This is a genomic window from Mycobacterium sp. SMC-14, assembly GCF_046250075.1.
Classification (GTDB): Bacteria; Actinomycetota; Actinomycetes; order Mycobacteriales; family Mycobacteriaceae; genus Mycobacterium.
This window is the reverse complement of sequence record NZ_CP176429.1, coordinates 2411854-2437944: the sequence shown is the minus strand read 5'-3', so window position 1 is coordinate 2437944 and position 26091 is coordinate 2411854. Positions and strand designations below refer to the sequence as shown.

Sequence of the window (26091 nt, the reverse complement as noted above, 5' to 3'; positions counted from 1 at the left end):
TGACGTCGACCGAGTCGGTCAGGAGCTGAGCACCCGGGTCAGGTAGGGGACCATGTTGGAGGTGCGCGCCGGTGAGACCGAGACCGCGGGGCTGGTGCCCTCGATCATCTGGTTGTTACCCAGGTACAGCGCGACGCTCTGGGTTCCGCCTGGGCCGTAGCACAGCAGGTCGCCGGGACGGGCCTGGGCGGGCGGGACCTTCTGGCCGACGCTGCACTGCTCGCCGGAGGTGCGCGGCATCCTGATCCCAGCACCGGCGAACGCGTATTGGATCAGGCCGGATGCGTCGAAACCGACGGTGGTGGTGTCGGGAATGCCCTCGCTGGGGGCCAGCGCCGTGCCCGGCAGACCCGGGGTGACGCTTCCCGGCAGCAGCGGATTGCCGGGGGTGCTCGGGAGGCTGGCGCGGCCGGTGATGTCGGTCAACGAGCTGCGGGTGGTGGCGGCCCGGGCACGCGCGCTGTTGGTGGGCCCGTTGACGTCACCGCCGCCGTAGACGAAGGGCACCCCGCGCTGTGACAACGCACGCTGAATCACGCGCTCGACGAGCTGGTTCTGACCGGTTTGCGACAGCGGGTCGGCGTAGGCGGGCGCGGCACTCAGCGCCGGGGCCAGGGCCGCCGTCAATGCGATCGCAGTAGCGCAGACGCGTTTCATTGGGACAACCCCCTTCTCAGCCGATATTCACGGCAGTATCACTCGTCACTTCTGTCACAGAGACTACCGGCGTTTACGCCCCGTCAGCCGTCGCGGAGGAGAAATTGCGCAACCTGTGACCCAACGGTTACGCCGGCGGCCACTACTGTCGTCAGGCATGCCCGCGTTGAGTCCCGACCAGATCAGCGCTATCGACGCCGCACACCTGTGGCACCCCTACAGCACGATCGGCGTGCATTCTCTTGCGCCGACCGTGGCGTTGGGCGCCCGGGGTGCCTACCTGACCCTGGCCCTCGACGATGCGCCGGCCGATGTGCTGGACGCGATGAGCTCGTGGTGGGCTGCGATTCACGGGCACGGCCACCCCGACTTGGATGCGGCGCTCACGGCGCAGGTGGGCACCATGAGCCACGTCATGTTCGGCGGACTCACCCACGAACCCGCCGCACGACTGGCGCAGCTGCTGGTGCAGATCACCCCGGCCGGCCTGGACACGGTGTTCTTCTCCGACTCGGGTTCGGTGTCGGTGGAGGTCGCGGTCAAGATGGCGCTGCAGTACTGGCGCGCTCGCGGCCGCGGCGCCAAACATCGCCTGATGACGTGGCGCGGTGGCTATCACGGCGACACCTTCACCCCGATGAGCATCTGCGACCCCGACGGGGGCATGCACTCGCTGTGGCGTGACGTCTTGGTGGCCCAGCTGTTCGCCCCGCAGGTGCCCCGCGACTACGACCCGGCCTACAGCGCCGCATTCGAGGCGCAGCTTCAGCAACACCGCGATGAGGTGGCGGCCGTGGTCGTGGAGCCGGTAGTACAGGGCGCCGGGGGTATGCGCTTTCACGATCCGCGTTACCTGGCGGACCTGCGCGAGGCCTGCACCCGCCACGGCGTGCTGCTGATCCTCGACGAGATCGCCACCGGGTTCGGCCGCACCGGTGAGCTCTTCGCCGCTGACCACGCGGGCGTGAGCCCCGACATCATGTGTGTCGGCAAGGCCCTGACCGGGGGCTATCTCAGCCTGGCCGCCACCCTGTGCAGCTCGGAGATCGCCCACACGATCAGCGGCGGCGAGGCCGGTGCACTGATGCACGGGCCGACGTTCATGGCGAACCCGCTGGCCTGCGCGGTCTCGGTTGCCAGCACCGAGCTGTTGCTGAGCCAGGACTGGCGCGCGACGGTCGCTGGGATCGGCGCGGGGTTGACCACGGCTCTAGAACCTGCGCGTGAGCTGCCCGGAGTCGCCGATGTCCGGGTCTGCGGCGCCATCGGAGTGATCGAATGCCGGGAGCCGGTCGACATGGCCGTTGCCACGCAAGCCGCGCTGGACCACGGGGTGTGGCTGCGCCCATTCCGCAACCTGGTCTATGCGATGCCGCCGTATGTCTGCGCGCCCGAAGAGATCGCCCGGATCGGCGGTGCGATGGTGGGCGTCGTGCATGCCTTAGCCTGAACAGTGTTCAAGTCGTCTCGAGACCGCACAGGGAGCACCGCGTGACCCGCACCGATGTGTCGCCACTGGCCTGGTTGGCCGAGGTGGAACAGCGGCGCCGGCAGGCCGGCCTGCGACGTTCTCTGCGGGTGCGGCCCGTCGTGGCCACCGAACTGGACCTGGCGTCCAACGACTACCTGGGTCTGGCCACCCACCCGGCTGTCGTCGCCGGCGGTGTCGAGGCGCTGCAGACCTGGGGCGGCGGCGCCGGGGGATCGCGCCTGGTGACCGGTAACACCGAACTGCATGAGCAGTTCGAACAGAAACTGGCCGACTTCGTCGGTGCGCCAGCGGGTTTGGTGTTCTCCTCCGGTTACACCGCCAACCTCGGCGCGGTGGTGAGCCTGTCCGGGCCCGGTGCATTGCTGGTGTCCGACGCCTACTGTCACGCATCGCTGGTGGATGCCTGCCGGCTGTCGAGGGCGCGGGTCGTCGTCACCGAGCACCGTGACGTGCAAGCGGTGGCCGCCGCTCTGGCCGGCCGAACCGAGGAACGCGCGGTGGTTCTGACCGAGTCGGTGTTCAGCACCGATGGGGCGCTGGCGCCGCTGCGGCAGCTGCACGAGGTGTGCCGCCGCTACGGCGCGCTGCTGATCGTCGATGAGGCACACGCGCTGGGCGTGCGCGGAGACGGGGGCCGCGGGCTGGTGCACGAGGTCGGGCTGGCCGGAGCGCCCGATGTGGTGATCACCACGACGTTGTCCAAGGCCCTGGGAAGTCAGGGCGGCGCGGTACTGGGGCCGGTCGAGGTTCGCGACCATCTCATCGACGCCGCCCGCACGTTCATCTTCGACACCGGTCTGGCGCCGGCGGCGCTCGGCGCCGCATCGGCCGCCCTGGATGTGCTGGTCGCCGAACCGTCCCGCGCCGCCGACGTCTTGCGGCACGCCGGCGTGCTGGCGCAGATCTGCGGGCTGGGCCTCCAACCGGAATCCGCGGTGGTCTCGGTCATTCTCGGGGACGCCGAGGTGGCGGTGGCCGCGGCGAGCGCCTGCCTGGATGCCGGGGTGCGGGTGGGATGCTTCCGGCCGCCCACCGTCCCGGCGGGCACGTCGCGGCTGCGGTTGACCGCGCGGGCTTCGCTGACCGGCGACGACCTGGAACTGGCGCGACGGGTGCTGCGTGACGTGCTGCGCGAGCACCCCGCCTCCTCCTCATGACCATCCTGGTCATCACCGGCACCGGCACCGGGGTCGGCAAGACGATCGCCACGGCGGCGCTGGCCGGCGCCGCCCGGCAGGCAGGCCTGGACGTGGCGGTGTGCAAACCGGTCCAGACCGGCACCGCCGACGGCGACGACGACCTGGCCGAGGTCGGGCGGCTGTCGGGTGTGACCGAACTGTTCGCCGCGGCCCGCTATCCGGCGCCACTGGCTCCGGTTGCCGCGGCCGAGCAGGCCGGGATGGCACTGCCTACCCGAGCGGACCTGCTGGCGACGATCCGCGCCGCTGACCGCCCGGGACGACTGACGCTGGCCGAAGGCGCCGGTGGCTTGCTGGTCGAGCTCGCTGCCGACGGCGTCACCCTGCGCGATCTGGCCGTCGACCTCGGCGCCGCTGTGCTGGTGGTGGTCGACGCCGGCCTAGGCACCCTCAACCACACCGCGCTGACCCTGGAATCGCTTGCAGGACAAGGGCTGTCGTGCGCCGGATTGGTGATCGGCAGTTGGCCGGCACAGCCCGACCCGGCCGCCACCAGCAATCGCGGGGCGCTGGATCAGCAGGCGCCGGTACGCGCCGTGCTACCGGCCGGGTCCGGGGCGCTGGGTGCTCCGGAGTTCGCCGCCATGAGCGCCGCCGCGTTCGACACCGACTGGGTGCGCACCCTGGCGGGGTAGCGATGGTGCACTCCATCGAGCTGGTCTTCGACGCCGACACCGAGTCCGCGGTCCGGCGGATCTGGACCGACCTGGCCGCCGCCGGGGTGCCCAGCCAGGCCCCGGCCGCCCGTCCACACGTCACCCTGGTGGTCGCCCAGCGCATCGATCCGCAGGTCGACGCCGCGCTGTCCACGGTCGCCGACCGGCTGCCGATCGACTGCACCTTGGGTGCGACGTTGATCTTCGGCCGCTCGCACGGGGTGCTGGCACGGCTGGTGGTACCGACTTCGGCACTGCTGGACCTGCACGAACAGGTGTATCGGTTGTGTGCACCCCACCTGATACCCGGGCCGATGCCCAACGTGGCGCCCGGCCAGTGGACCGCGCACACCACGCTGGCCCGCCGGGTCGGCCCGGCCCAGTTGGGACGGGCCCAACGAATCGCCAGTAAGGCCGATATCACTGGGCGGTTTGTCGGCTTGCGACGCTGGGATGGCAACGCGCGCACCGAACACCCGATTTAGGCGTTACGTACTGGGGAAGCACCGGTTCCCCGGGCGATACTGGGTAGTACCTAGTGCGGGTCGTTTCGATCGAAGGGTGACGCCGGTGCGAACAGCGAGCATGCGACGGTCGATCGCAGCACCGGTCGACGAAGTCTTCGACTGGATCGCGGACGGGACGAACTGGGCCTCCGTACCCGGAATGTTCTACTCCCGGGTACGGCCAGCCGACGGACCCGAGCCCTATGGTGTTGGCTCCGTCCGAGAATTCGCCAGCGTCGGCTCCAAGGTCACCGAAATAGTCACCGCATTCGAGCGCCCACGTTTCATGGCCTATAAGACTCTGTCGACAATTCCGCGCATCCAACACGCCGGGGATCGATAACCTTCCAAGAGGTTCCTGGCGGCACCGAAATCATTTGGACCTCAACGTTCCGGCTGAAAACTCCAGTGCTGGCGGACTTCCTGACGCGACTGTTTGCGCCCCTGGTCCACACGGGCATGGTCAGCGTGACTCGAGCTGCTGAACGCGCGTTGACGCGCTGATCCGCTCCCTTGCTAGCCGAGTGTGGCTCGGGCCCGCATCGTCAGCCCGTCAATCAGCAGTCCCAGCCCGAACGCGAACGCGCTGCTCGGGTCGGCGTCGGTCGTGATCGCGGCGGCCCCGGCGGCGTCCCACTGCAGGCGGGACTGTTCGTCGGCGGTGAACCCCAAGACGTAGTAGACGACCGTGCGGGCGACCTGCCCGGCCTGATCCGGATGCACGCCTGCCGCCGTTGCGGCCTGCGCCAGCAGCGCCAGAATGCCGGTGGCCGCCTGGGACTGGCCTGCCGCCATGCTGGCCGACACCAGTTCGGCGCCGTCGGTGTGGGACAGCAGCGCATCGCGCAGGCGTTCGCCCACGGTTTGGATCCGCCACTGCCAGCTGCCCGACCCGGGGTCGGCGCAGGCGGGAGCCAACACGCGGTCGGCGACCGCACCCAGTAGTTGCTGCTTGTTGGCGAAATGCCAGTACAGCGCGCTGGGGCTGACGTTGAGCTCACGCGCCAGCCGGCGCATCGACAGGTCGGCGATGCCGTAGTCGTCCAGGATGGTGGTGGCCGCGGCGACCACGTCAGGTTTGTGCAGCTGCACCCCGCTAGCCTAACCTGAACACCGTTCAAGTCTTGAGGGGAGCGCGCGTGACCGACGACATCCTGGCATTGGCCCGGGAACAGGTACTGGAGCGCGGCGAAGCGTTGCGTCAGGATCAGGTTCTCGAGGTGCTGCAGCTGCCCGACGAGCGCCTCGATGAGCTGCTGGCGTTGGCCCACGAAGTGCGGATGCGGTGGTGCGGCCCGGAGATCGAGGTCGAGGGCATCATCAGCCTGAAAACCGGTGGCTGCCCGGAGGATTGCCACTTCTGCTCGCAGTCGGGGCTGTTCTCCTCACCCGTGCGCAGCGCTTGGCTGGACATTCCCAGCCTGGTCGAGGCGGCCAAGCAGACCGCCAAGACCGGCGCCACCGAGTTCTGCATCGTCGCCGCGGTACGCGGGCCCGACGAGCGACTGCTCGCCCAGGTCGCCGCGGGTATCGAAGCCATCCGCAACGAGGTCGACATCCAGATCGCCTGTTCACTCGGCATGCTGACCCAGAGGCACGTGGACAAGCTGGCCGCGATGGGCGTGCACCGCTACAACCACAACTTGGAGACCGCCCGATCGCACTTTCCCAACGTCGTCACCACCCACACCTGGGAGGAGCGCTGGGAGACCCTGCGCATGGTGGCCAAAGCCGGCATGGAGGTCTGCTCCGGCGGCATCCTCGGCATGGGCGAGACGCTGGAACAGCGCGCGGAGTTCGCCGCCGATCTGGCCGAGCTCAACCCCGACGAGGTCCCGCTGAACTTCCTCAACCCGCGCCCGGGCACCCCGTTCGGGGACCTGGAGGTGCTGCCGGCCGCCGACGCGTTGCGGGCCGTCGCCGCGTTCCGCCTCGCCCTGCCGCGCACCATGCTGCGCTTCGCGGGAGGCCGGGAGATCACCCTGGGCGACCTGGGTGCCAAGCAGGGCATCCTGGGCGGCATCAACGCCATCATCGTCGGCAACTACCTGACCACCCTGGGCCGGCCGGCCGAGACCGATCTGGAACTGCTCGACGACCTGCAGATGCCGATCAAGGCACTCAACGCCACCCTGTGATGGTCCGCGACCTGCCCGTTCCGGTGGGAGCCGGCGTCTACAACGTCTACACCGGCGTGCAGATCGATGATCCTGCCGGCGCATCGCTGCCCACCGCCGCCCAGTTGGGTCTGGAGCCGCCGCGATTCTGCGCCTCCTGCGGGCGCCGGATGAAGGTGCAGGTCCGCCCGGACGGTTGGTGGGCCCAGTGTTCGCGGCACGGCCTGGTGGATTCGACCGACCTGGACACGCAGCGGTGACGACCTCCGGCGCGCCGCGGATCACACGGGGCCGTGCGTACCTGATCGTCGTCGCCGGACTGACCGCTGTCGGCCTGCCGATCGGCGCCTTGTGGGCGTGGGTCGCCCCGCCCATCAACGGTGTGGTGGCACTCGCCCGCAGCGGCGAGCGGGTGCAGGCCTATCTGGGCAATGAGGCCGAGCACTTCTTCATCGCGCCGTTTCTGCTGCTCGGACTGTTGGGCGTGGTGGCGGTGGTAGGGGCCGCCCTGGCCTGGCAGTGGCGGGCGCATCGGGGACCGGGCATGATCGCGGGCCTGTCGGTGGGTCTGACTGCCGGGGCCGCGCTGGCGGTATTGACCGGTACCGTCCTGGTACACCGCCGATTCGGCACCATCGACGTCGATGCCGCACCGGTGAGCCCCGAACACCGAGTGCACTACGTCGCCGAGGGTCCGCCGGTGTTCTTCGGGCACACCCCGCTACAGATCGCGGCCTCACTGCTCTTGCCGGCGGCCACCGCGGCGCTGGTGTACGGCTTGTGCGCCACGTGGAGCACCCGTGACGATCTCGGCGGCTATCCGCCAGAACCCGCGCAGCGACCGCAACCGGCGGTCACAGTGGAAGCCGTCGCACCGCCCCGCCGGTGATGACCCGGCTCGCGACCACGCCCAGGCGCACCAACCCCAGGTAGGTCTTGGGGTTCAGCAGCGCCGGCCACCCGCTGCTCACCGGAGCCTGCGGCAGCGGCCGGTTGGCGAACCGGTCCCGCAACCAGTCCAGCACCATGGGTGCCGACAGCGGATGCAGCGTCACGTGCTCGCTGAGCCGATCACGGTGATAGGTGACCCGCGCACCGCCGGCCGCGTAGGTCTCGGCGAGCGTGTCGATGTCGTCGACCGAGATCACCTGGTCGTGGATGGCCTGCAACATCAGCACCGGGACGGCCGGGGTCGCGCCACCCAGCCGGGTGTCGTCGAACACGTGCTGCACCACGGGGTGCTCGATCAGCTGCTCCAGTGGCCGGTCGATGAAGGTGTCCAGGGCGCGGTGGTGCAGCCGCAGCACCGCGGTCGCGGTAGTGACCGACTCCAGCGAGTGCAGCAGCGCACGGCCTTCGACGGTGGCGTGCTCCTCGACGACCTTGTCGAGGTCGGGATACACCCGGGCCAGCGCGGAGATCATGATGGCCGGCAGACCGGACCAAAACGAGCCGTTGAGTCGCTGCAGGGTGTTACCCAGGTCCCCCACGGGTGAGCCCAGGGCGGCTCCGACGATGTTGAGGTCGGGAGCGTAGTCGCCGCAGACTTGGGCCGCCCACGCGGTGGACAGGCCGCCGCCGGAATAGCCCCACAGGCCCACCGGGGCATCGGGGGACAGTCCCAGCTGCTCGGTGCCCAGCGCGGCGCGCAGCCCGTCGAGCACGTAGTAGCCGGGTTCGTACGGTGCCCCCCAGTGGCCGAAGCGGCCCTCATGGTCGGGAATCGACACCGCCCACCCCTGCGACAGGATGGCCGCGATCAGCACGAACTCCAGCTGGGTGAAAGACCCATGCGCGCGGGCGCGGCGGCGCAGCGCGAAGGACGGGAAGCACCGGCCGTCCACCGCGTCGATCGCGCACTGGTACGACACGATCGGACACGGCCGGGTCCGATCCCGGTCGGTGGGCACCACCACGGTTGTCACCGCCACCTGCGGGACGTTGTTGCGGTCGACGCTGCGGTAGAGCAGCTGGGTGGCCTGCAGCTGCTGCGGGATCAGGCCTAAAAAGGCCAGCTCAACGTCGCGGGAGCGCAGCACGGTGCCCGGCACGGCGTGCTGGAAGCCTGCCGGTGGCTCATAAAACGGATCCTCGGCCACCGGCAGCGGGCGTTCGCCGGATTGCAGGGGCTGGTGCGGGGCCTGCCCGATCCACTCGACAGAAGTTTCGCGGGCCAGACTGTCGACGTCCATCCCGGCATTGTTGCTTAAGAAGGCGTTAAGATTCCAGTCGACTCACCCGGGCGGGCGCAACGCAGCGAATTCGTCGGTGACGCGAAGTTCGGAGTCGGTGAACCGATATCGGGCCGCCGGACGGCCCCCGCTACGCCCGGAACGGGCGGTGGTACCGGTCGGGGTGATCACCCCACGGCGCACCAGCACGCGCTGCAGATTGGTCGCATCGACCTGGTAGCCCAGCACGACACTGTAGATATCCCGCAGTGTCGACAGGATGAATTCTGTTGGCGCCAAACCGAATCCAATATTCGTATAGGACATCTTGGCGACCAGACGGCTGTGCGCGTGCGCCACCATGGGGCCATGGTCGAACGCCATCGGCGGCAAGTCGTCGACGGGATGCCAATGCGTGTCGCCCGGCAGTTCCGGGTCGGCAGGGGAGGGCACCAAGCCCAGAAACGTCGAGGCGATGGTGCGCACGCCGGGCACCCGGCCCGGGTCGGAGAACACAGCCAGCTGCTCAAGGTGGGCGATCTCACGTAAATCGACCTTCTCGGCCAGCTGGCGGCGGGCCGATGCCGTGACATCCTCGTCATTGCGCAGCAAGCCCCCGGGTAGCGACCAGCGCCCCGACTGCGGTTCACGCGCGCGTTCCCACAGCAGCACGTTCAGTCGGGGTCGACGCTGGTCAAGCTCGCCAACCTGGAAGACCACAGTGAGCACTTCGTGCTCGGTGCTAGTATGGACCACGTTTTCGATTATAAGTCGAAAACCTGTTTTGAGAAGGAGTCACTCATGACCACCCTCACCGACAGCGGTGTACAGGCAGGCAGCCTGGCCGACCGCATCGTGAACTCGCCGGCCGGCTACAGCGGTATCGAACCCGACGAGGAGTGGGTGGCCGAGGTTCTCCGGCTCAAGAAGGAACGCAACGCGACGATCCTGGCCCACAACTACCAACTGCCGGCGATCCAGGACATCGCCGACCACGTCGGGGACTCGCTGGCGCTGGCGCGGATCGCGGCCACCGCGGACGAGGGCACCATCGTGTTCTGCGGTGTGCACTTCATGGCCGAGACCGCCAAGATCCTCTCCCCGGACAAGACGGTGCTGTTGCCCGACACCCGGGCGGGCTGTTCGCTGGCCGATTCGATCACGGCCGAGGAACTGCGGGCCTGGCGCGACGAATACCCGGACGCGGTCGTGGTGTCCTACGTGAACACCACCGCGGCGGTCAAAGCGCTGACCGACTACTGCTGCACCTCATCGAATGCCGTCGACGTGGTCAATGCGATCGACCCGGACCGTGAGGTGCTGTTTCTGCCCGATCAGTTCCTGGGCCAGCACGTCAAACGGGTCACCGGCCGCGACAACATCCACATCTGGGCCGGCGAATGCCACGTGCACGCCGCCATCAACGGCGACGAGCTCGCAGAGAAGGCCCGGGCCAACCCCGACGCCGAGCTGTTCGTGCACCCCGAGTGTGGTTGCGCGACGTCGTCGCTGTACCTGGTCGGCGAGGGCCATTTCCCCGAGGAGCAGGTCAAGATCCTGTCGACCGGCGGGATGCTCGAGGAGGCCGCGCGCACCGGAGCCCGCAAGGTGCTGGTCGCCACCGAGGTCGGCATGATCCACCAGCTGCGCAAGGCGGCGCCGCAGGTCGACTTCGAGGCGGTCAACCGCAAGGCGGCCTGCAAGTACATGAAGATGATCACCCCGGCGGCCCTGCTGCGCAGCCTGACCGAGGGCGCCGACGAGATCCACGTCGACCCCGAAACGGCGCGCCTGGCAGCCCGCAGCGTGCAGCGGATGATCTCGATCGGACACTCCGTCCCGGTCAGCAAGTGACCGCTGGTCCCAGCTGGCAGCAGCGAGCCGATGTCGTCGTCATCGGCACGGGCGTCGGCGGGCTGGCGGCAGCGCGGGCCGCGCACCGCGCCGGGCGCGCGGTCGTGGTGCTCAGCAAATCCGCCGCGGGCTCGGCGGCAACGGCGACGCACTACGCCCAGGGCGGGATCGCGGTGGTGCTGCCGGGCAATGACGACTCGGTGGCGGACCATGTCGCCGACACCCTGGCCGCCGGCGGCGGATTGTGTGACCGCGACGCGGTGACCTCGATCGTGGCCGACGGCTATCGCGCGGTCTCCGACCTTGCCGCCGCGGGGGCGCTGTTCGACCAGGACGCACAGGGGGACTGGGCGCTCACCCGCGAAGGCGGGCACTCCCGGCGCCGCATCATTCATGCCGGCGGCGACGCCACCGGGGCCGAGGTGCAGCGTGCCCTGGACCATGCCGCGGCCGCTCTGGATGTTCGCGTCGGCCAGGTGGTGCTGCAGATCCTGCGTGACGCCGATCGCGTCACCGGTGTGCTGGTGGCCAATGCCGACGGGATCGGGGTGATCCACGCCCCGTCGGTGGTGCTGGCGACCGGCGGTCTGGGCCATCTGTACCGGGCGACCACCAATCCCGGTGGAGCGACGGGCGACGGGGTGGCCTTGGCGCTGTGGGCCGGAGTCGCGGTCAGCGACCTGGAATTCATCCAGTTCCATCCGACGATGCTGTTCTCGGGAGCCGGCAACGGCAGTGCTACCGGTGGGCGCCGGCCGCTGATCACCGAGGCGGTGCGCGGCGAAGGCGCCAAGCTGATCGACGCCCGCGGCGCCTCGATCACCGAAGGGGTGCACCCGATGGGGGATTTGGCTCCGCGCGACGTGGTGGCGGGCGCTATCGACGCGCGCCTGCGCGAAACCGGCGACGCCTGCGCCTATCTCGATGCTCGCGGAATCGACGGCTTCGAAGGGCGCTTCCCGACCGTGACCGCGGCCTGCCGAAACGCCGGTATCGACCCTGTGCGCCAACCGATTCCGGTGGTCCCGGGCGCGCATTACAGCTGTGGTGGAGTGATCACCGACGTCACCGGCCGCACCGAGCTGCCCGGGCTGTACGCCGCGGGTGAGGTGGCACGAACCGGGATGCACGGTGCCAACCGATTGGCTTCCAACAGCCTGCTGGAAGGCCTGGTGGTCGGTGCCCGCGCGGGCACTGCGGCTGCGGCACACTCCGCCGCGGTGGGTCGGTCCGACACCGCGGTACCCGAGCCTGTCCGCCGCGCGACACTGGACCGGCAGACCCTGCAGGAGGCCATGTCGCGCGACGCCTCGGTGGTCCGCGACGCGCGCGGGCTTACCGGCCTGCAGGAGCTGCTGGCAGGCGCCGGTGCGCGGCCGGTCGCCGACCGGGCCGGCGTCGAGGACGCCGCGCTGACCCTGGCTGCCCGGGTGGTCGCAGCGGCGGCGTCGGCCCGTGCCGAGAGCCGAGGCTGCCATCACCGGGCTGACCACCCGGCCGCCGACCCCGGTCAGGCCCGCAGTTCCACCATCCGGCTGCGCGACGGGGTTGTCGCGCTCGACACACCCGCGGGAGTCGCATCGTGAAGCTGTCCGAGACCGAACTCGACGAGGCTCGCCAGGTCATCGCCCGCGCGCTCGACGAGGATCTGCGCTACGGGCCCGATGTCACCACCGCTGCGACGGTTCCCGCCGGCGTGATGGCCGAAGCGGCCATGGTCACTCGGGCGCCCGGGGTGATCGCCGGGGTCGATCTGGCTCTTCTGGTGCTCGACGAGGTCCTCGGGGCCGACGGCTACCGGGTGTTGGACCGGGTCACCGACGGTGCACGACTTGAGGCCGGCGCACCTGTCCTGAGCCTGAAGGCCGACACCCGCGGCCTGTTGACCGCCGAACGCACCATGCTCAACCTGGTCTGCCACCTGTCCGGGATCGCCACCACCACCGCGGCCTGGGTCGGCGCGGTCGACGGCACGTCGGCGCGCATCCGCGACACCCGCAAGACGCTGCCCGGCCTGCGGGTACTACAGAAGTACGCGGTACGTGTCGGCGGCGGGGTGAATCACCGGATGGGTCTGGGCGATGCCGCGCTTATCAAGGACAACCATGTGGCCGCGGCGGGTTCGGTGGCTGCGGCGCTGCGGGCGGTCCGAGCCGCGGCGCCCGACGTGCCCTGCGAGGTCGAGGTGGATTCACTCGAGCAGTTCGACGAGGTGCTGGCCGAGGGGCCCGAGCTGGTGTTGCTGGACAACTTCGAGGTCTGGCAGACCCAGATGGCCGCGCAGCGGCGCGACTCCCGAGCCCCCGGCGTGCTGCTGGAGTCATCGGGTGGACTCACTCTGGACTGCGCCGGCGCCTACGCCGCCACCGGAGTCGACTACCTGGCCGTGGGGGGCCTCACCCATTCGGTGCAGGTGCTCGACATCGGCCTGGATATGTAGCTTCAAGCAGCGATTTCGGCGCGCTCACGCCCGCTCAGCGGTGGTTACCGCGCCGAAATCACCGGTTTCAGCTGATATCGGTGACGAGCACCGCCACCTTGCGGTTCTGTACCCGCAGCAGGAATGGCAACGAGGTGTCGCCCGAGCCGGCCGGCAGGATCCGCGGATTGACCAGGTGCAGTTCACTGCGGGACAGCCGGACGTCGGCCTCGCCGGCGGCCAGCACGTTCTTGACCCAGTCGGTTTTGCCGTGGCCGAGCGCTATCGCCAGCAGGCCGTCTTTGCGGTAGGTGGTCACCACCGTCTCATAGGGCTTGCCGGACTTGCGCCCCCGATGGGTGATCACCGACGTGCCCGGAATGAACTTGGACAACGGCTTGACCACCGGGTTCACATACTTGATCTGCAGGCGATCCACCCACGCCGGGAACACGGCCGGCAGCGTGGACGGGTCAGCGGCACCCTTGTCGGAAGCCATGGCAACTCCGTTCCTCGTGGGGCGTGACGCGCATGTCGGCGATCGGTGTTCGCCGACGTCACACTGCGCACCACCCTAGCCGCGAGCCCCTACGCGGCGGGTCATCCCGGCGCTGCGATATTGACTTGAGCCCCTCTGGGAGAATGGGCGGTGTGAACACCGGCCTGATGGCACGCATCGACCTGCGCGGCACCGAACAGTCGGACCTATCCAAGGCCGAGCTGCGTGCCGCTCTGCCCCGCGGTGGTGTGGACGTGGAGGCGGTGCTGCCGAGGGTGCGCCCGATCGTCGAGGCGGTCGCCGAGCGTGGGGCCGCCGCGGCGCTGGAGTTCGGCGAATCGTTCGACCGGATCCGACCGGCCACGATCCGGGTGCCGGATGCGGCGCTGGGGCGCGCGCTGGCCGAGTTGGACCCCGCCGTCCGGGCCGCTCTGGAGGTGGCGATCAGCCGCGCCCGGGCCGTTCACTCCGATCAGCGGCGAACCGACACGATCACCACGCTGGCCCCGGGCGCCACCGTCACCGAACGCTGGCTTCCGGTCGAGCGGGTGGGCCTGTACGTGCCGGGCGGTAACGCGGTCTATCCGTCCAGCGTGGTGATGAACGTCGTACCGGCCCAGATCGCCGGTGTCGAGTCCCTGGTGATCGCCAGTCCGCCCCAGGCCGCCTTCGACGGTCTGCCGCACCCGACGATCCTGGCTGCGGCGCGGCTGCTCGGTGTCGACGAGGTCTGGGCGGTCGGCGGTGCCCAGGCGGTGGCGTTGCTGGCCTATGGCGGCACCGACGCCGATGGGGGTGAACTGGCACCGGTCGACATGGTCACCGGCCCCGGCAACATCTACGTCACCGCCGCCAAGCGGTTGTGCCGCTCGCAGGTGGGGATCGACGCCGAAGCCGGCCCCACCGAGATCGCCATCCTCGCGGACAACACCGCGCACCCGGCGCATCTGGCCGCGGACCTGATCAGCCAGGCCGAGCACGATGAGATGGCCGCCAGCGTGCTGGTCACCACCAGCCCGGAACTGGCCGATGCCACCGACCGCGAGGTGACTGCCCAGCTGCAGACCACCGTGCACCGCGAGCGGGTGACTACGGCACTGTCCGGGCCGCAGTCGGCGATCGTCCTGGTCGACGACCTGGACGCCGGTATCCGCGTGGTGAACGCCTACGCCGCCGAGCACCTGGAGATCCAGACCGCCGATGCCGCGGAAGTGGCAACCCGAATCCGTTCCGCCGGTGCGATTTTCGTCGGACCGTACGCACCGGTCAGCCTCGGTGACTACTGCGCGGGCTCCAACCACGTGCTGCCCACCGCGGGCAGTGCGCGGCACTCCAGTGGGCTGTCGGTACAGACGTTCCTGCGCGGCATCCACGTCGTCGAGTACACCGAGGCCGCACTCAAAGATGTCAGCGGCCACGTGATCGCACTGGCCACGGCCGAGGACCTTCCCTCACACGGCGAAGCGGTTCGACGGAGGTTCGAGCAGTGAGCGGCACACCAGCCCGCCCGGGCGCAGAGATCAGCCTGGCGGATCTGCCGCTGCGCGACGATCTACGCGGCAAGTCGCCCTATGGTGCACCGCAACTGGAAGTTCCGGTGCGGCTCAACACCAATGAGAATCCGCACCCGCCGAGCCAGGCGCTCATCGACGACGTGGCCCGTTCGGTGCGCGAGGTCGCGGCTGAGCTGCACCGCTATCCCGATCGCGATGCGGTGGCGCTGCGCACCGACCTGGCCGCCTATCTGACCGCGCAGACCGGTGTCGAGGTCGGGCCGGACAATGTGTGGGCGGCCAACGGGTCCAATGAGATCCTGCAGCAGTTGCTGCAGGCATTCGGCGGCCCGGGCCGTAGCGCCATCGGATTCGTTCCGTCGTACTCGATGCACCCGATCATCTCCCACGGCACCCAAACACGGTGGCTGGCCGCTAACCGGACCTTCGACTTCGGGCTGGACGTCGGTGTGGCCGGCGCCGCCATCGCCGAGCACCACCCCGACGTGGTGTTCGTCGCGTCCCCGAACAACCCGTCCGGGCAGAGCATTTCGCTGGAGGATCTGCGCAGCCTGCTCGACGCCGCGCCGGGGATCGTGATCGTTGACGAGGCCTATGGCGAATTCTCGTCGCAGCCCAGCGCGATCGCGCTGATCGACGAGTACCCGGCGAAGCTGATCGTCAGCCGCACGATGAGCAAGGCGTTCGCCTTTGCCGGCGGCCGGCTCGGCTACCTGATCGCGGCCCCGGCGGTGATCGACGCGATGTTGCTGGTTCGCCTGCCATATCACCTGTCGGTGGTCACCCAGGCGGCCGCTCGCGCCGCGCTCCGCCATGCCGACGACACCCTGGGCAGCGTCGCCCAGTTGATCGCCGAACGGGACCGCGTCTCAGCCGAGCTGTCCGCCATGGGGTTTCGGGTCATTCCCAGCGACGCTAACTTCGTGCTGTTCGGCCGGTTCGCCGACGCGCCCGCAACCTGGCAGCGCTACCTGGACGCCGGCATCCTGATCCGTGACGTCGGCATCCCCGGCTACCTGCGGGCCACCACCGGACTTCCGGAGGAGAACGACGCATTGCTCGCCGCCAGCAAGCAGCTTGCGGCCACCGAACTCGCCCAACCGCTATTAGGAGAATCATGACCCGCCGCGCCCGGGTGCAACGCGCCACCCGCGAATCCGACATCACGGTCGAACTCGACCTGGACGGCACCGGCATCGTCGACATCGAGACCGGTGTGCCGTTCTTCGATCACATGCTGACCGCGCTGGGCAGTCACGCCAGCTTCGATCTGACGGTGCGCGCCCGCGGCGACGTCGAGATCGAGGCCCACCACACCGTCGAGGACACCGCGATCGTGCTGGGACAGGCGCTGGGCGAGGCACTGGGCGACAAGAAGGGTATTCGCCGATTCGGCGACGCCTTCATTCCGATGGACGAGACGCTGGCCCACGCTGCCGTCGACGTGTCCGGCCGGCCCTACTGCGTGCACACCGGGGAACCGGATCACATGACGCACACCACGATTGCCGGAACGCAAGCCCCCTATCACACGGTGATCAACCGGCACGTGTTCGAGACGCTGGCGTCGAACGCGCGTATCGCACTGCACGTGCGGGTGCTCTACGGCCGCGATCCGCACCACATCACCGAGGCCCAGTACAAGGCGGTCGCGCGTGCGCTGCGCCAGGCAGTGGAACCCGACCCCCGGGTGACCGGCGTGCCGTCCACCAAGGGAGCCCTGTGAGCAGCTCTGCCCGGGTGGTGATCCTGGACTACGGTTCCGGGAACCTGCGCTCCGCCCAGCGGGCCCTGCAGCGGGTCGGTGCCCAGGTCGAGGTGACCGCCGACGCCGACGCCGCCGCCGCTGCCGACGGTCTGCTGGTGCCGGGTGTCGGGGCGTACGCGGCGTGCATGGCCGGGTTGCGCAAGGTCAACGGCGACAAGATCATCGCCGAACGCGTGCAGGCCGGCCGGCCGGTACTCGGAGTGTGCGTCGGGATGCAGATCCTGTTCGCCCACGGAGTCGAGTTCGGAGTGGACACCGCCGGCTGCGCCCAGTGGCCCGGGGCCGTCACCCGCCTGGACGCCCCGGTGATCCCGCACATGGGCTGGAACGTCGTCGATGCCGCGCCCGGCAGCACGCTGTTCGCCGGGCTGGACGCCGACACCCGGTTCTACTTCGTGCACTCCTACGCCGCGCAGCGCTGGGAAGGCCGCCCGGAGGCTTTGGTGACCTGGGCGACCCATCAGGTACCGTTCGTGGCGGCTGTCGAGGATGGGCCGTTGGCCGCCACCCAGTTTCACCCCGAAAAGAGTGGGGATGCCGGGGCGACACTGTTGAGCAACTGGGTGGAGGCACTGTGAGTACTGCTGTGAACAAGGCACTGGTTCTGTTGCCGGCCGTCGACGTCGTCGACGGGCGCGCGGTGCGCCTGGTGCAGGGCAAGGCCGGCAGTGAGACTGAGTACGGCTCAGCGCTGGACGCCGCGCTGGGTTGGCAGCGCGACGGCGCGGAATGGATCCACCTGGTCGATCTGGATGCCGCGTTCGGCCGCGGATCGAACCGGGAGCTGCTCGCCGATGTCGTTGGGCGCCTTGATGTCAAAGTCGAACTGTCCGGTGGCATCCGTGACGATGAGTCCCTGGCGGCCGCACTGGCCACCGGCTGCGCCCGGGTGAACCTGGGCACGGCCGCCTTGGAGAACCCGCAGTGGTGCGCGCGCGCGATCGCCGAGCACGGCGAAAAGGTCGCGGTCGGGCTGGACGTGCAGATCGACCCCAACCATCCCGATGGCATCCACCGGCTACGCGGCCGCGGTTGGGAGACCGATGGCGGTGATCTCTGGCCGGTGCTGGAACGTCTTGACCGTGAAGGCTGTTCACGCTACGTCGTCACCGATGTGACCAAGGACGGCACGCTGGGCGGCCCGAACCTGGAGTTGCTCGGCGCAGTCGCCGACCGCACCGACGCTCCGGTGATCGCGTCCGGGGGCGTGTCGAGCCTGGATGATCTGCGGGCGATCGCCACGCTGGTCGGTCGTGGAGTCGAAGGCGCCATCGTGGGCAAGGCCCTCTACGCGGGCCGGTTCACGCTGCCCGAGGCGCTGTCCACGGTGCAGGAGTAGTCCGGCATGGCGTTGGACACCGCGGATCTGGACGCGCTGATCGCAGCGGCGTCGGAGATCCTCGATGTCGCCGCCGAGCCTTTCCTGGCCGGCCACCGCGCCGACTCCGCGGTCCGCAAGGGCGCCAACGACTTCGCCACCGAGGTCGACCTGGCCCTGGAACGGCAGATCACCGAGGCATTGCTGGCGGCAACCGGAATCGGCGTGCACGGCGAGGAATTCGGCGGGCCACCGATCGATTCGCCGCTGGTGTGGGTGCTCGATCCCATCGACGGGACGTTCAACTACGCCGCCGGATCACCGATGTCCGCCATCCTGCTGGGCCTGCTGCGCGACGGTGAGCCGGTCGCGGGATTGACCTGGCTGCCATTCGCCGACCAGCGCTATACCGCGGTGGCCGACGGCCCGCTGATCCGCAACGGGGTGGCGCAGCCGCAACTGAAACCCGTCGACTTGGCCGACTCGTTGGTCGGCATCGGCACCTTCAACGTCGAGTGGCGGGGCAGGTTTCCCGGCCGCTACCGGCTCGCGGTGCTCGAAGGCCTGACGAGGGTGACCTCACGGACGCGGATGCACGGCGCCACCGGAATCGATCTGGCTTACGTCGCCGATGGAACCCTCGGCGGTGCGATCAGTTTCGGCGACCACATCTGGGACCACGCTGCCGGTGTGGCCATGGTGCGCGCAGCCGGAGGCATTGTCACCGACCTGGCAGGTGCACCGTGGACGGCCCACTCGGACTCGGCGCTGGTCGCCGCACCGGGAGTACACGATCAGATTCTCGACATCCTCAAGCGAGTCGGCCCACCGGGGGACTACTGACATGCATAAGCGCAGTGATGTGGCGGTACGGGTCATTCCGTGTCTGGACGTCGACGGCGGCCGAGTCGTCAAGGGCGTCAACTTCGCGAACCTGCGCGATGCCGGTGACCCGGTCGAGCTGGCGGCGGCGTACGACGCCGAGGGCGCCGACGAGCTGACCTTCCTGGACGTGACCGCGTCGTCGTCGGGCCGGGCCACCATGCTCGAGGTCGTCGCGCGCACCGCAGATCAGGTGTTCATCCCGCTCACCGTCGGCGGCGGAGTGCGCACGGTCGCCGATGTCGACGTATTGCTGCGGGCCGGCGCGGACAAGGTGTCGGTGAACACCGCCGCGATCGCCCGCCCGGAACTGTTGGCCGAGCTGTCCCGCCAATTCGGCTCCCAGTGCATCGTGCTGTCGGTCGACGCCCGTACCGTCCCGGCAGGTTCGCCGCCCACCGCATCCGGATGGGAGGTCACCACACATGGCGGCCGGCAGGGCACCGGTATCGACGCGGTCGAATGGGCCATCCGTGGTGTGGAGCTGGGGGTCGGGGAGATCCTGCTGAATTCGATGGACGCCGACGGCACCAAGGCCGGATTCGATCTGACGATGCTGCGTGCCGTTCGGGCCGCGGTGAGCGTGCCCGTGATCGCCAGTGGGGGAGCCGGTGCGGCAGAACATTTCGCCCCGGCGGTCGCCGCGGGTGCCGATGCCGTTCTGGCCGCCAGCGTGTTTCACTTCCGGGAACTGACCATCGGCCAGGTCAAAACCGCGATGGCGGCCGAAGGGATCGTGGTCCGATGACCCACCGCCTGGATCCGGCGATCGCGGCGCGGCTCAAGCGAAACGCCGAAGGATTGATCGCCGCGGTTGCGCAGGCGCGGGGCACCGGTGAGGTGCTGATGGTCGCTTGGATGGACGACGACGCATTGGCCCGCACGTTGGCAACTCGTGAGGCCACCTATTTTTCCCGCTCCCGGAATCAGCAATGGATCAAGGGGGCCACTTCCGGCCACACCCAGTACGTGCATTCGGTGCGGTTGGACTGCGACGGTGACACCGTCCTGCTGGAGGTCGATCAGACCGGGGCAGCTTGCCATACCGGGGCCCGTACCTGTTTCGACAATCACGTGCTGTTGGAAGCCGGGGACTGAGATTGAGTGACCGACGGTGACGGGCGGGAGGTGCGCCCTCACCGAATGGGCCTGATTGCCCGATCTTAGGTCGCCGGAACCCAGTCGTCTGGTGTCCGTCGCGCGACTCAGCGGGCGTTGCAGAGTCCCAGGGCTCGTGCGTCATTTCGCCCGATCCACGGAAATACAGTTCTTCTACCTATCCATTGTCCGCGCGATCACCGAGAAATAGTGATTAACTACCGGCAATGGCGATTAACAAATAGAACCGGACCTTGATAAATGGCGCGTTGTCCACCGGCCCACCAGCGGCGCCCCTCCCAAATAATGGTTAACAAAAGCGCCTCGAACTGGGGATTGGCGCCGTTCCGCGAGGCACGTGCCACGTCACATGGAAATACTGATTAACAAAATTAGGCTTGCGCGGGCGTCAATATAAGTCGATATAGTGACACGCGTGACGGGAGAGCAGGCGAGGATCATCAGTCAACGCGTCGACGTCCAAGCCGCAGCCATCTACGCCCGCATTTCTGCAGATATGGAGCGGATGAATTACCGCCATACCGAGGCCCATGACAAGGAGCTCTCCGAGCTGCACACACTGATCCGCCGTAGCGAGACGCGGATTGCCGCGCTCGGCGATCAGGTCGACAAGTCTCGGTACGAGTTGGCCACCACCTCGGCGCAGTACACCGAACTGGCCCGGGCAATCCCCGGCGATATCGCCAACCTCAGTGATCAGTTGACCTCGATCCTCTCGTCGGCCACGGCCGAAGCCGATCGAATCCGCACCAGCGCCCATGACCACGCCGCCGAGATCATTGCCGACGCGCAGAAGGAACATGATGCGGTTGTCGCGGTGCGCACCAACCTTGAAGAGCAGACCAGCCAACTGCACGCCGGACTGGCATTGCTTCGCCAGCAGGCCCGTCAGGACGCCGCCGACATCGTGCGCGACGCCGAGAGTGCAGCCGAGGAACTGCTGGCCCAGGTCCGGCTTGACATTGAAGCGCAACAGGCAGCGGCACAGGCCAAACTGCAGGAACTCCTGACGGTTCGCGCGATGATCACCGAACAACTGCGCGATTTCTACGCCAAGGTCAATGAGCTGGAGCAGGCCGCAGAACCCATCGACCAGGCCCGCACGGTAACCGTCACCTCGCACCGGGTTCACAACTCCGATGAGGGCGAGGACTGGGACGCGCTATTCCAGAAGCCTCCGTCCACGAAGCGGCTGGCGCGGCCGACCCTTGACCCCCAATCCTCCGACGACACACACCTCAACTAGGAGCCCCGGTGAGCACAGCGATTTCTCTTCTCGAGCCGCAACTGCCCAACTTCACGACGCAACTGCGCGGCCTCGACCGAAGCCAGGTGCTGGAGTACATCCAGAACCTGCACCAGGAGCTCGACTCTCTTCAACAGCGCATCCCAGCGCTCGAAGCTCAGCTTGCCGATGCTCGGCGCGATCTCGCCAACACCGACGATGACCGGACCCGGCTGCGCGGTGAGATCGATGCGCTGCGTGGTGACATCGCTCGGTTGTCCGGTCCGATCGATTCGGTGGAGGGGATGTCGGACCGAATAGCACGGATGATGCGGGTGGCCTCCGATGAGGCCCGGCGCACCAAGGCGATGGCTCAGGAAGAAGCCGAAGCGCTCACCCACGACCTGCGCGACGAGCTCGAGGCAGCCCGCCAGGATCGCGCCGCGGCCGGTGCCGCGTTGGCTGAGCTTCAGGAATCGACGTCGCAACGTCGCGAGCAGATCCTCACCGACGCCAAGACCGAGGCCGAGGAGCTGCTACGCGCCGCGCAGGCCGAATGCGCTCGCCTGATCAGCGAAACCGAGGAGACCGAGCGCGCCCGCCGCGAGGCCGCGCAGCGAGTCGCCGAGGAGGACGAACGGCGCCGCCGCGAAAGCGAACGCGAGCAGGCTAAGCAGGTCAGTGCGGCGTGGGAGCAGGCACAGATCCAGATCGCAAACATGGAAAAGGACAGCCGCCTCAACGCCGCAGCCCTGATCGCCACTGCTGAGCGTGAAGCCAAGCTCATCATCGAGCGCACCGATGCCGAAGTCATGCAGTTGATTCACGTCCGCGGGGACGTGGTCGGCGCGCTCAGCGAGATCCAGAGCCGGATCGAGTCGGCCATCCGCCGAGACCGGATGAGCGTGGTGAAGCGGTCCGGAGATTCCGAGCAGGCATAGCCCGCTCGTTTCCTCGGGTGAGTTGGGCCGGGGGACCGGGCCCGGTTGCAGCCCGTAGCTCGGCAATGTTTGCCTGCCAGTGTGTGCCGGCGCGCCTACGAACGATTCCTGCGCACGAAACAACGACGTGATAGCGTCCGCGGGTGCCGGACCTGCCATATTTCGACCTCGTCATAGGCGATAGCCAGAACCGCGGCGAACTCGGCCAATTGTGGGGCGACCAGGTGCACTGGGGCTACTGGGAGAACCCGGCAGTCGCCGACGGCACCCAGGCTGACTACATCGCGGCCATGGCACAGATGAACGGCCTGCTGCTCGATGCCGGCAAGGTTGCAGACGGGCAGGCGTTGCTGGATGTCGGTTGCGGATTCGGCGGAACGATTCGCCAGGTCAATGCCCGATATTCCGCCATGGGTCTCACGGGCCTGAATATCGACCCCCGCCAGCTCGCGGCCGCCGAGGCTCAGAGCACGCCGGCCGGCGACAACTCGATCTCCTGGGTCGAAGCCGACGCCTGTCAGTTGCCGTTCGCGGACAACTCTTTCGACCGCGTCCTAGCCGTCGAATGCATTTTCCACTTTCCCTCCCGTGAGCGGTTCATCGCGGAGGCGGCGCGGGTACTCCGGCCGGGTGGCTACCTGGCGGTTTCCGACTTCGTACCGATCTTGGCGGTCTTCGGGAAGACCCCGATCTGGATGGCGATCCGCAGCCGGATCGCGAAGTCCTACGGAACATTGGGCAATGTCCCCCTGCGGTCCTACAAGGCCATGGGCTCACGCGCGGGACTGCGACTGGAAACGAAGCGCAACATCCGCAAGCAAACCCTGCCGACGTACCCATTCCTGCTCAAATTCTTCCGCGCACACGAGTCAGCGCAGACTCGGAAGACCATGATCGTGGGGACCCGATGGATGAAGTGGCTGTCGCAGCTCGGCCTTCTGCAGTACCAGGTCTACACGTTCCACAAACCCGCCTGACCTCCGCCGCAACCGCCCAGCGCTAGGCCGACGAGCGCGCCCGCAGCACCTCCAGCGCCTTGTCGGCGTGGGTGTCCATGGAGAATTCGCTGGCGATCACATCCAGCACGGTGCGGTCGGTGTCGATCACGAACGTGGTCCGCTTCACCGGGATCAGCCTGCCCAGCATGCCGCGTTTGACGCCGAACTGGGTGGCCACCGTCCCGGCGGTGTCGGACAACAGGGGGTAGTCGAAGCCCTGCTGGTCGGCGAACTTGGCTTGCTTGTCCACCGCATCGGCGCTGATGCCGACTCGGGTGGCTCCCACGGCGGCGAACTCGCCGGCCAGGTCGCGGAAGTGGCAGGCCTCCTTGGTGCACCCCGGCGTCATGGCGGCCGGGTAGAAGAACAGCACCACCGGCCCGTTGGCCAGCAGGTCGCTGAGTCTGCGCGGCGCCCCGGTCTGGTCGGGGAGCTCGAAGTCGGCCACGGTGTCACCGGTTTTCATGGCGGCCACGCTACTCCGGGTGTCAGTGCGGCGGCGGCGATAGTGGTGGGTGCGCCGGGGTCTGGGAAGATGGGCGCGTGCAAATCACGAGCACTTCTAGGGCCGGCGTCACTTCCCGGGCGGACTTCCGGGCGCTGGCGGCTGAGCACCGCGTGGTCCCGGTGACACGCAAGGTGCTGGCCGACGCCGAAACGCCGCTGTCGGCCTACCGCAAGCTGGCCGCCAACCGTCCTGGCACCTTCTTGCTGGAGTCGGCCGAAAACGGCCGGTCGTGGTCACGTTGGTCGTTCATCGGTGCCGGTACGGCCTCTGCGCTGACGGTGCGGGGCGGCGAAGCGGTGTGGCTGGGTGCCGCACCGCAGGACGCACCCACCGGCGGTGACCCGTTGCAGGCCCTGCGCCAGACGCTGACGCTCCTGGAGACGGCCGCCATCCCCGGGCTGCCACCACTGTCGAGCGGCCTGGTGGGCTTTTTCACCTACGACCTGGTGCGCCGGCTGGAGCGACTGCCCGAGCTGGCCGTCGACGACCTTCAGCTGCCCGACATGCTGCTGCTGCTGGCCACCGACATGGCCGCCGTCGACCACCACGAGGGCACCATCACGTTGATCGCCAACGCGGTCAACTGGAACGGCACCGATGAGCGGGTCGACGAGGCCTACGACGACGCGATCGCGCGCCTCGATGTGATGACCGCGGCGTTGAGTCAGCCGCTGGAGTCCAGCGTCGCCACCTTCGACCGGCCCGACCCGGTCTACCGCGGTCAGCGCACGCCCGAGGAGTACGGGGCGATCGTCGAGCGGCTGGTCGGCGAGATCGAGGCCGGCGAGGCGTTTCAGGTCGTTCCGTCGCAGCGTTTCGAGATGACCACGCCGGCAGACCCGCTCGATGTGTACCGGATGCTGCGGGTGTCCAATCCGAGCCCGTACATGTACCTGCTGCAGGTGCCCGACGCCGATGGGGGACTGGCCTTTTCGATCGTGGGCTCCAGCCCCGAGGCGCTGGTGACCGTCCAGGACGGCCGCGCGACCACGCACCCGATCGCCGGGACCCGGTGGCGTGGGGCGACTGAGGACGAAGATCAGCTGCTGGCCAAGGATCTGCTGAACGACGAGAAGGAGCTCGCCGAGCATCTGATGCTGGTGGACCTGGGCCGTAACGATCTGGGGCGGGTGTGTGTTCCGGGCACGGTGCGGGTCTCCGATTACAGCCACATCGAGCGTTACAGCCACGTCATGCACCTGGTGTCCACCGTCACCGGGGAGCTCGCCGAGGATCGGACGGCGCTGGACGCGGTGACGGCCTGCTTCCCGGCGGGCACCTTGTCCGGGGCCCCTAAGGTGCGCGCCATGGAGCTCATCGAGGAGGTCGAAAAGACCCGGCGCGGCCTCTACGGCGGCGTCGTCGGCTATCTGGACTTCGCCGGCAACGCCGACTTCGCGATCGCGATCCGCACGGCATTGATGCGCGACCGCACCGCCTACGTGCAGGCGGGCGGCGGAGTGGTCGCCGACTCCAACGGCCCTTACGAGTACACCGAGGCATCCAACAAGGCCCGGGCAGTGCTGGCCGCGATCGCCGCCGCCGAGACCCTGGCGGCGCCCGGGACCGATGGCTGACGGCCGCGAACGCAACGACGCCCGCGCGCTACGCGGGGCACAACTGCTGCTGGTAGCGGCCGCCGGCGGGCTCTGGGGCGCCTCACGCCTGCCGTGGGTGCTGATCCGCTCGTTCGACGGGCTCGGGCAGCCCAAGGAGATCACCCTCACCGGCGCGTCCTGGTCGACGGCGCTGTTGCCCCTGGCGCTGCTGTGTCTGGCCGCTGCCGTCGCCGCGATGGCGGTGCGCGGGTGGCAGCTGCGGGTGTTGGCGGTGGTGTTGGCCGCAGTGAGTCTGGCCTGCGGCTATTTGGCCACCAGCATGTGGGTGGCCCGTGACATCACCCTGCGGGCCCTGGACATCGCCGAGATTCCGTTGACCTCGCTGGTGGGCACCGAGCGCCGGCTTACCGGCGCCGTCGTGAGCCTGGTCGCCGCCCTGGGTGTGCTGGCCGCCGCGGTGCTGCTGATGCGGGTCGCCGCACACACCGCCGGCCGCGTCACCAAATATTCGGCGCCCGCGGAGCGCCGCGCGGTCGCGCGTGATCTGGACGCGGGCAAGCGCGCCGGCCAGGGTGATTCACCGCTGTCGGAACGCATGATGTGGGACGCGCTCGACGAGGGGCGAGACCCCACCGGGGACCCCGATGACCGGGCGCCCGGCCCGGACGTCGAGGGCCGGTGACACCGCG

General features: G+C 68.6%; 30 protein-coding genes. 24 read left to right on the top strand and 6 right to left on the bottom strand.

Annotated features, from left to right (window positions below; all coding sequences use genetic code 11):
• Positions 1 to 18 precede the first annotated feature (18 nt).
• Positions 19 to 657 carry an NlpC/P60 family peptidoglycan-binding protein RipD gene (gene ripD / locus ACKY0W_RS11455; RefSeq protein ID WP_409434159.1) on the bottom strand — a complete coding sequence of 213 codons (639 nt, stop codon included), beginning with the start codon at positions 655 to 657 and terminating at the stop codon, positions 19 to 21.
• A gap of 157 nt (positions 658 to 814) precedes the next feature.
• Between ripD and ACKY0W_RS11450 the strand changes: the two genes are divergently transcribed.
• The 5 genes from ACKY0W_RS11450 to ACKY0W_RS11430 all read left to right on the top strand — a co-directional run bounded on the left by ACKY0W_RS11450 (position 815) and on the right by ACKY0W_RS11430 (position 4853).
• Complete coding sequence (locus ACKY0W_RS11450) at positions 815 to 2107, top strand: adenosylmethionine--8-amino-7-oxononanoate transaminase (protein WP_409434158.1); 1293 nt, start codon at positions 815 to 817, stop codon at positions 2105 to 2107.
• 41 nt (positions 2108 to 2148) lie between these two features.
• Complete coding sequence (locus tag ACKY0W_RS11445) at positions 2149 to 3306, top strand: 8-amino-7-oxononanoate synthase (protein ID WP_409434157.1); 1158 nt, start codon at positions 2149 to 2151, stop codon at positions 3304 to 3306.
• Positions 3303 to 3983, top strand: coding sequence for a dethiobiotin synthase (gene bioD, locus ACKY0W_RS11440; RefSeq protein WP_409434156.1), 681 nt, complete (start codon positions 3303 to 3305; stop codon positions 3981 to 3983). Before ACKY0W_RS11445 ends, bioD begins: the two co-directional genes overlap by 4 nt.
• A 2-nt stretch (positions 3984 to 3985) precedes the next feature.
• Positions 3986 to 4489, top strand: coding sequence for a 2'-5' RNA ligase family protein (locus tag ACKY0W_RS11435; protein WP_409434155.1), 504 nt, complete (start codon positions 3986 to 3988; stop codon positions 4487 to 4489).
• An 85-nt stretch (positions 4490 to 4574) separates the two neighbouring features.
• The gene (locus ACKY0W_RS11430) at positions 4575 to 4853 is read left to right on the top strand and encodes an SRPBCC family protein (protein ID WP_409434154.1); all 279 of its coding nucleotides are present in this window, start codon (positions 4575 to 4577) and stop codon (positions 4851 to 4853) included.
• A 173-nt stretch (positions 4854 to 5026) separates the two neighbouring features.
• On the opposite strand, the gene ACKY0W_RS11425 is transcribed toward ACKY0W_RS11430, so the two are convergent.
• Positions 5027 to 5602 carry a TetR/AcrR family transcriptional regulator C-terminal domain-containing protein gene (locus tag ACKY0W_RS11425; protein WP_409434153.1) on the bottom strand — a complete coding sequence of 192 codons (576 nt, stop codon included), beginning with the start codon at positions 5600 to 5602 and terminating at the stop codon, positions 5027 to 5029.
• Between the two features lie 47 nt (positions 5603 to 5649).
• Between ACKY0W_RS11425 and bioB the strand changes: the two genes are divergently transcribed.
• The 3 genes from bioB to ACKY0W_RS11410 are packed head-to-tail and all read left to right on the top strand — an operon-like array spanning position 5650 to position 7516.
• Positions 5650 to 6648 carry a biotin synthase BioB gene (bioB, locus tag ACKY0W_RS11420; protein WP_406756978.1) on the top strand — a complete coding sequence of 333 codons (999 nt, stop codon included), beginning with the start codon at positions 5650 to 5652 and terminating at the stop codon, positions 6646 to 6648.
• Positions 6648 to 6887: a hypothetical protein gene (locus tag ACKY0W_RS11415; RefSeq protein ID WP_409437744.1), complete on the top strand. Its 240-nt coding sequence runs from the start codon at positions 6648 to 6650 to the stop codon at positions 6885 to 6887. Before bioB ends, ACKY0W_RS11415 begins: the two co-directional genes overlap by 1 nt.
• Entirely contained in the window at positions 6884 to 7516 is a 633-nt protein-coding gene (locus tag ACKY0W_RS11410) for a DUF2567 domain-containing protein (RefSeq protein WP_409434152.1), read from the top strand. The genes ACKY0W_RS11415 and ACKY0W_RS11410 overlap by 4 nt, the downstream gene beginning before the upstream one ends.
• On the opposite strand, the gene ACKY0W_RS11405 is transcribed toward ACKY0W_RS11410, so the two are convergent.
• Entirely contained in the window at positions 7482 to 8819 is a 1338-nt protein-coding gene (locus ACKY0W_RS11405) for a lipase family protein (protein ID WP_409434151.1), read from the bottom strand. The genes ACKY0W_RS11410 and ACKY0W_RS11405 overlap by 35 nt on opposite strands.
• 42 nt (positions 8820 to 8861) lie before the next feature.
• Positions 8862 to 9554, bottom strand: a complete 693-nt coding sequence (locus tag ACKY0W_RS11400) for an NUDIX hydrolase (RefSeq protein ID WP_409434150.1) — start codon at positions 9552 to 9554, stop codon at positions 8862 to 8864.
• 45 nt (positions 9555 to 9599) lie between these two features.
• Between ACKY0W_RS11400 and nadA the strand changes: the two genes are divergently transcribed.
• The 3 genes from nadA to nadC are packed head-to-tail and all read left to right on the top strand — an operon-like array spanning position 9600 to position 13092.
• Positions 9600 to 10652: a quinolinate synthase NadA gene (gene nadA / locus ACKY0W_RS11395; protein WP_409434149.1), complete on the top strand. Its 1053-nt coding sequence runs from the start codon at positions 9600 to 9602 to the stop codon at positions 10650 to 10652.
• Complete coding sequence (locus ACKY0W_RS11390) at positions 10649 to 12238, top strand: L-aspartate oxidase (protein WP_409434148.1); 1590 nt, start codon at positions 10649 to 10651, stop codon at positions 12236 to 12238. The genes nadA and ACKY0W_RS11390 overlap by 4 nt, the downstream gene beginning before the upstream one ends.
• Positions 12235 to 13092 carry a carboxylating nicotinate-nucleotide diphosphorylase gene (gene nadC, locus ACKY0W_RS11385; RefSeq protein ID WP_409434147.1) on the top strand — a complete coding sequence of 286 codons (858 nt, stop codon included), beginning with the start codon at positions 12235 to 12237 and terminating at the stop codon, positions 13090 to 13092. The genes ACKY0W_RS11390 and nadC overlap by 4 nt, the downstream gene beginning before the upstream one ends.
• A gap of 67 nt (positions 13093 to 13159) precedes the next feature.
• Here the strand turns inward: nadC and ACKY0W_RS11380 are convergent, their stop codons facing one another.
• Complete coding sequence (locus tag ACKY0W_RS11380) at positions 13160 to 13570, bottom strand: nitroreductase family deazaflavin-dependent oxidoreductase (RefSeq protein ID WP_406756985.1); 411 nt, start codon at positions 13568 to 13570, stop codon at positions 13160 to 13162.
• A 164-nt stretch (positions 13571 to 13734) separates the two neighbouring features.
• Between ACKY0W_RS11380 and hisD the strand changes: the two genes are divergently transcribed.
• The 11 genes from hisD to ACKY0W_RS11325 all read left to right on the top strand — a co-directional run bounded on the left by hisD (position 13735) and on the right by ACKY0W_RS11325 (position 23314).
• On the top strand, positions 13735 to 15060 hold the full coding sequence (gene hisD, locus ACKY0W_RS11375) for a histidinol dehydrogenase (protein WP_409437743.1): 1326 nt from the start codon (positions 13735 to 13737) through the stop codon (positions 15058 to 15060).
• Between the two features lie 29 nt (positions 15061 to 15089).
• Entirely contained in the window at positions 15090 to 16205 is a 1116-nt protein-coding gene (locus tag ACKY0W_RS11370) for a histidinol-phosphate transaminase (RefSeq protein WP_409437742.1), read from the top strand.
• Entirely contained in the window at positions 16202 to 16810 is a 609-nt protein-coding gene (gene hisB / locus ACKY0W_RS11365; protein ID WP_406756987.1) for an imidazoleglycerol-phosphate dehydratase HisB, read from the top strand. The genes ACKY0W_RS11370 and hisB overlap by 4 nt, the downstream gene beginning before the upstream one ends.
• Complete coding sequence (hisH, locus tag ACKY0W_RS11360; protein ID WP_409434146.1) at positions 16807 to 17430, top strand: imidazole glycerol phosphate synthase subunit HisH; 624 nt, start codon at positions 16807 to 16809, stop codon at positions 17428 to 17430. The genes hisB and hisH overlap by 4 nt, the downstream gene beginning before the upstream one ends.
• A gap of 20 nt (positions 17431 to 17450) precedes the next feature.
• Positions 17451 to 18191, top strand: a complete 741-nt coding sequence (priA, locus tag ACKY0W_RS11355) for a bifunctional 1-(5-phosphoribosyl)-5-((5-phosphoribosylamino)methylideneamino)imidazole-4-carboxamide isomerase/phosphoribosylanthranilate isomerase PriA (RefSeq protein WP_409437741.1) — start codon at positions 17451 to 17453, stop codon at positions 18189 to 18191.
• A gap of 6 nt (positions 18192 to 18197) precedes the next feature.
• Complete coding sequence (locus ACKY0W_RS11350) at positions 18198 to 19013, top strand: inositol monophosphatase family protein (RefSeq protein WP_409434145.1); 816 nt, start codon at positions 18198 to 18200, stop codon at positions 19011 to 19013.
• Between the two features lies 1 nt (position 19014).
• The gene (hisF, locus tag ACKY0W_RS11345; RefSeq protein ID WP_409434144.1) at positions 19015 to 19800 is read left to right on the top strand and encodes an imidazole glycerol phosphate synthase subunit HisF; all 786 of its coding nucleotides are present in this window, start codon (positions 19015 to 19017) and stop codon (positions 19798 to 19800) included.
• Positions 19797 to 20150, top strand: a complete 354-nt coding sequence (gene hisI / locus ACKY0W_RS11340) for a phosphoribosyl-AMP cyclohydrolase (RefSeq protein ID WP_409434143.1) — start codon at positions 19797 to 19799, stop codon at positions 20148 to 20150. The genes hisF and hisI overlap by 4 nt, the downstream gene beginning before the upstream one ends.
• A gap of 436 nt (positions 20151 to 20586) precedes the next feature.
• Positions 20587 to 21417 (top strand): hypothetical protein, encoded by an 831-nt coding sequence (locus ACKY0W_RS11335; protein WP_409434142.1) that lies wholly within the window; start codon positions 20587 to 20589, stop codon positions 21415 to 21417.
• Between the two features lie 8 nt (positions 21418 to 21425).
• Positions 21426 to 22337: a hypothetical protein gene (locus ACKY0W_RS11330; protein WP_406756993.1), complete on the top strand. Its 912-nt coding sequence runs from the start codon at positions 21426 to 21428 to the stop codon at positions 22335 to 22337.
• Between the two features lie 143 nt (positions 22338 to 22480).
• Positions 22481 to 23314, top strand: a complete 834-nt coding sequence (locus ACKY0W_RS11325; protein WP_409434141.1) for a methyltransferase domain-containing protein — start codon at positions 22481 to 22483, stop codon at positions 23312 to 23314.
• A 22-nt stretch (positions 23315 to 23336) separates the two neighbouring features.
• On the opposite strand, the gene ACKY0W_RS11320 is transcribed toward ACKY0W_RS11325, so the two are convergent.
• Positions 23337 to 23801: a peroxiredoxin gene (locus ACKY0W_RS11320; protein WP_409434140.1), complete on the bottom strand. Its 465-nt coding sequence runs from the start codon at positions 23799 to 23801 to the stop codon at positions 23337 to 23339.
• Positions 23802 to 23884: 83 nt separating this feature from the next.
• Here ACKY0W_RS11320 and ACKY0W_RS11315 point away from each other — a divergent pair, with 83 nt between their 5' ends.
• Positions 23885 to 25420, top strand: coding sequence for an anthranilate synthase component I (locus ACKY0W_RS11315; RefSeq protein WP_409437740.1), 1536 nt, complete (start codon positions 23885 to 23887; stop codon positions 25418 to 25420).
• Positions 25413 to 26084, top strand: a complete 672-nt coding sequence (locus ACKY0W_RS11310; protein ID WP_409434139.1) for a TIGR02234 family membrane protein — start codon at positions 25413 to 25415, stop codon at positions 26082 to 26084. Before ACKY0W_RS11315 ends, ACKY0W_RS11310 begins: the two co-directional genes overlap by 8 nt.
• The last annotated feature ends 7 nt before the right edge of the window (positions 26085 to 26091 follow it).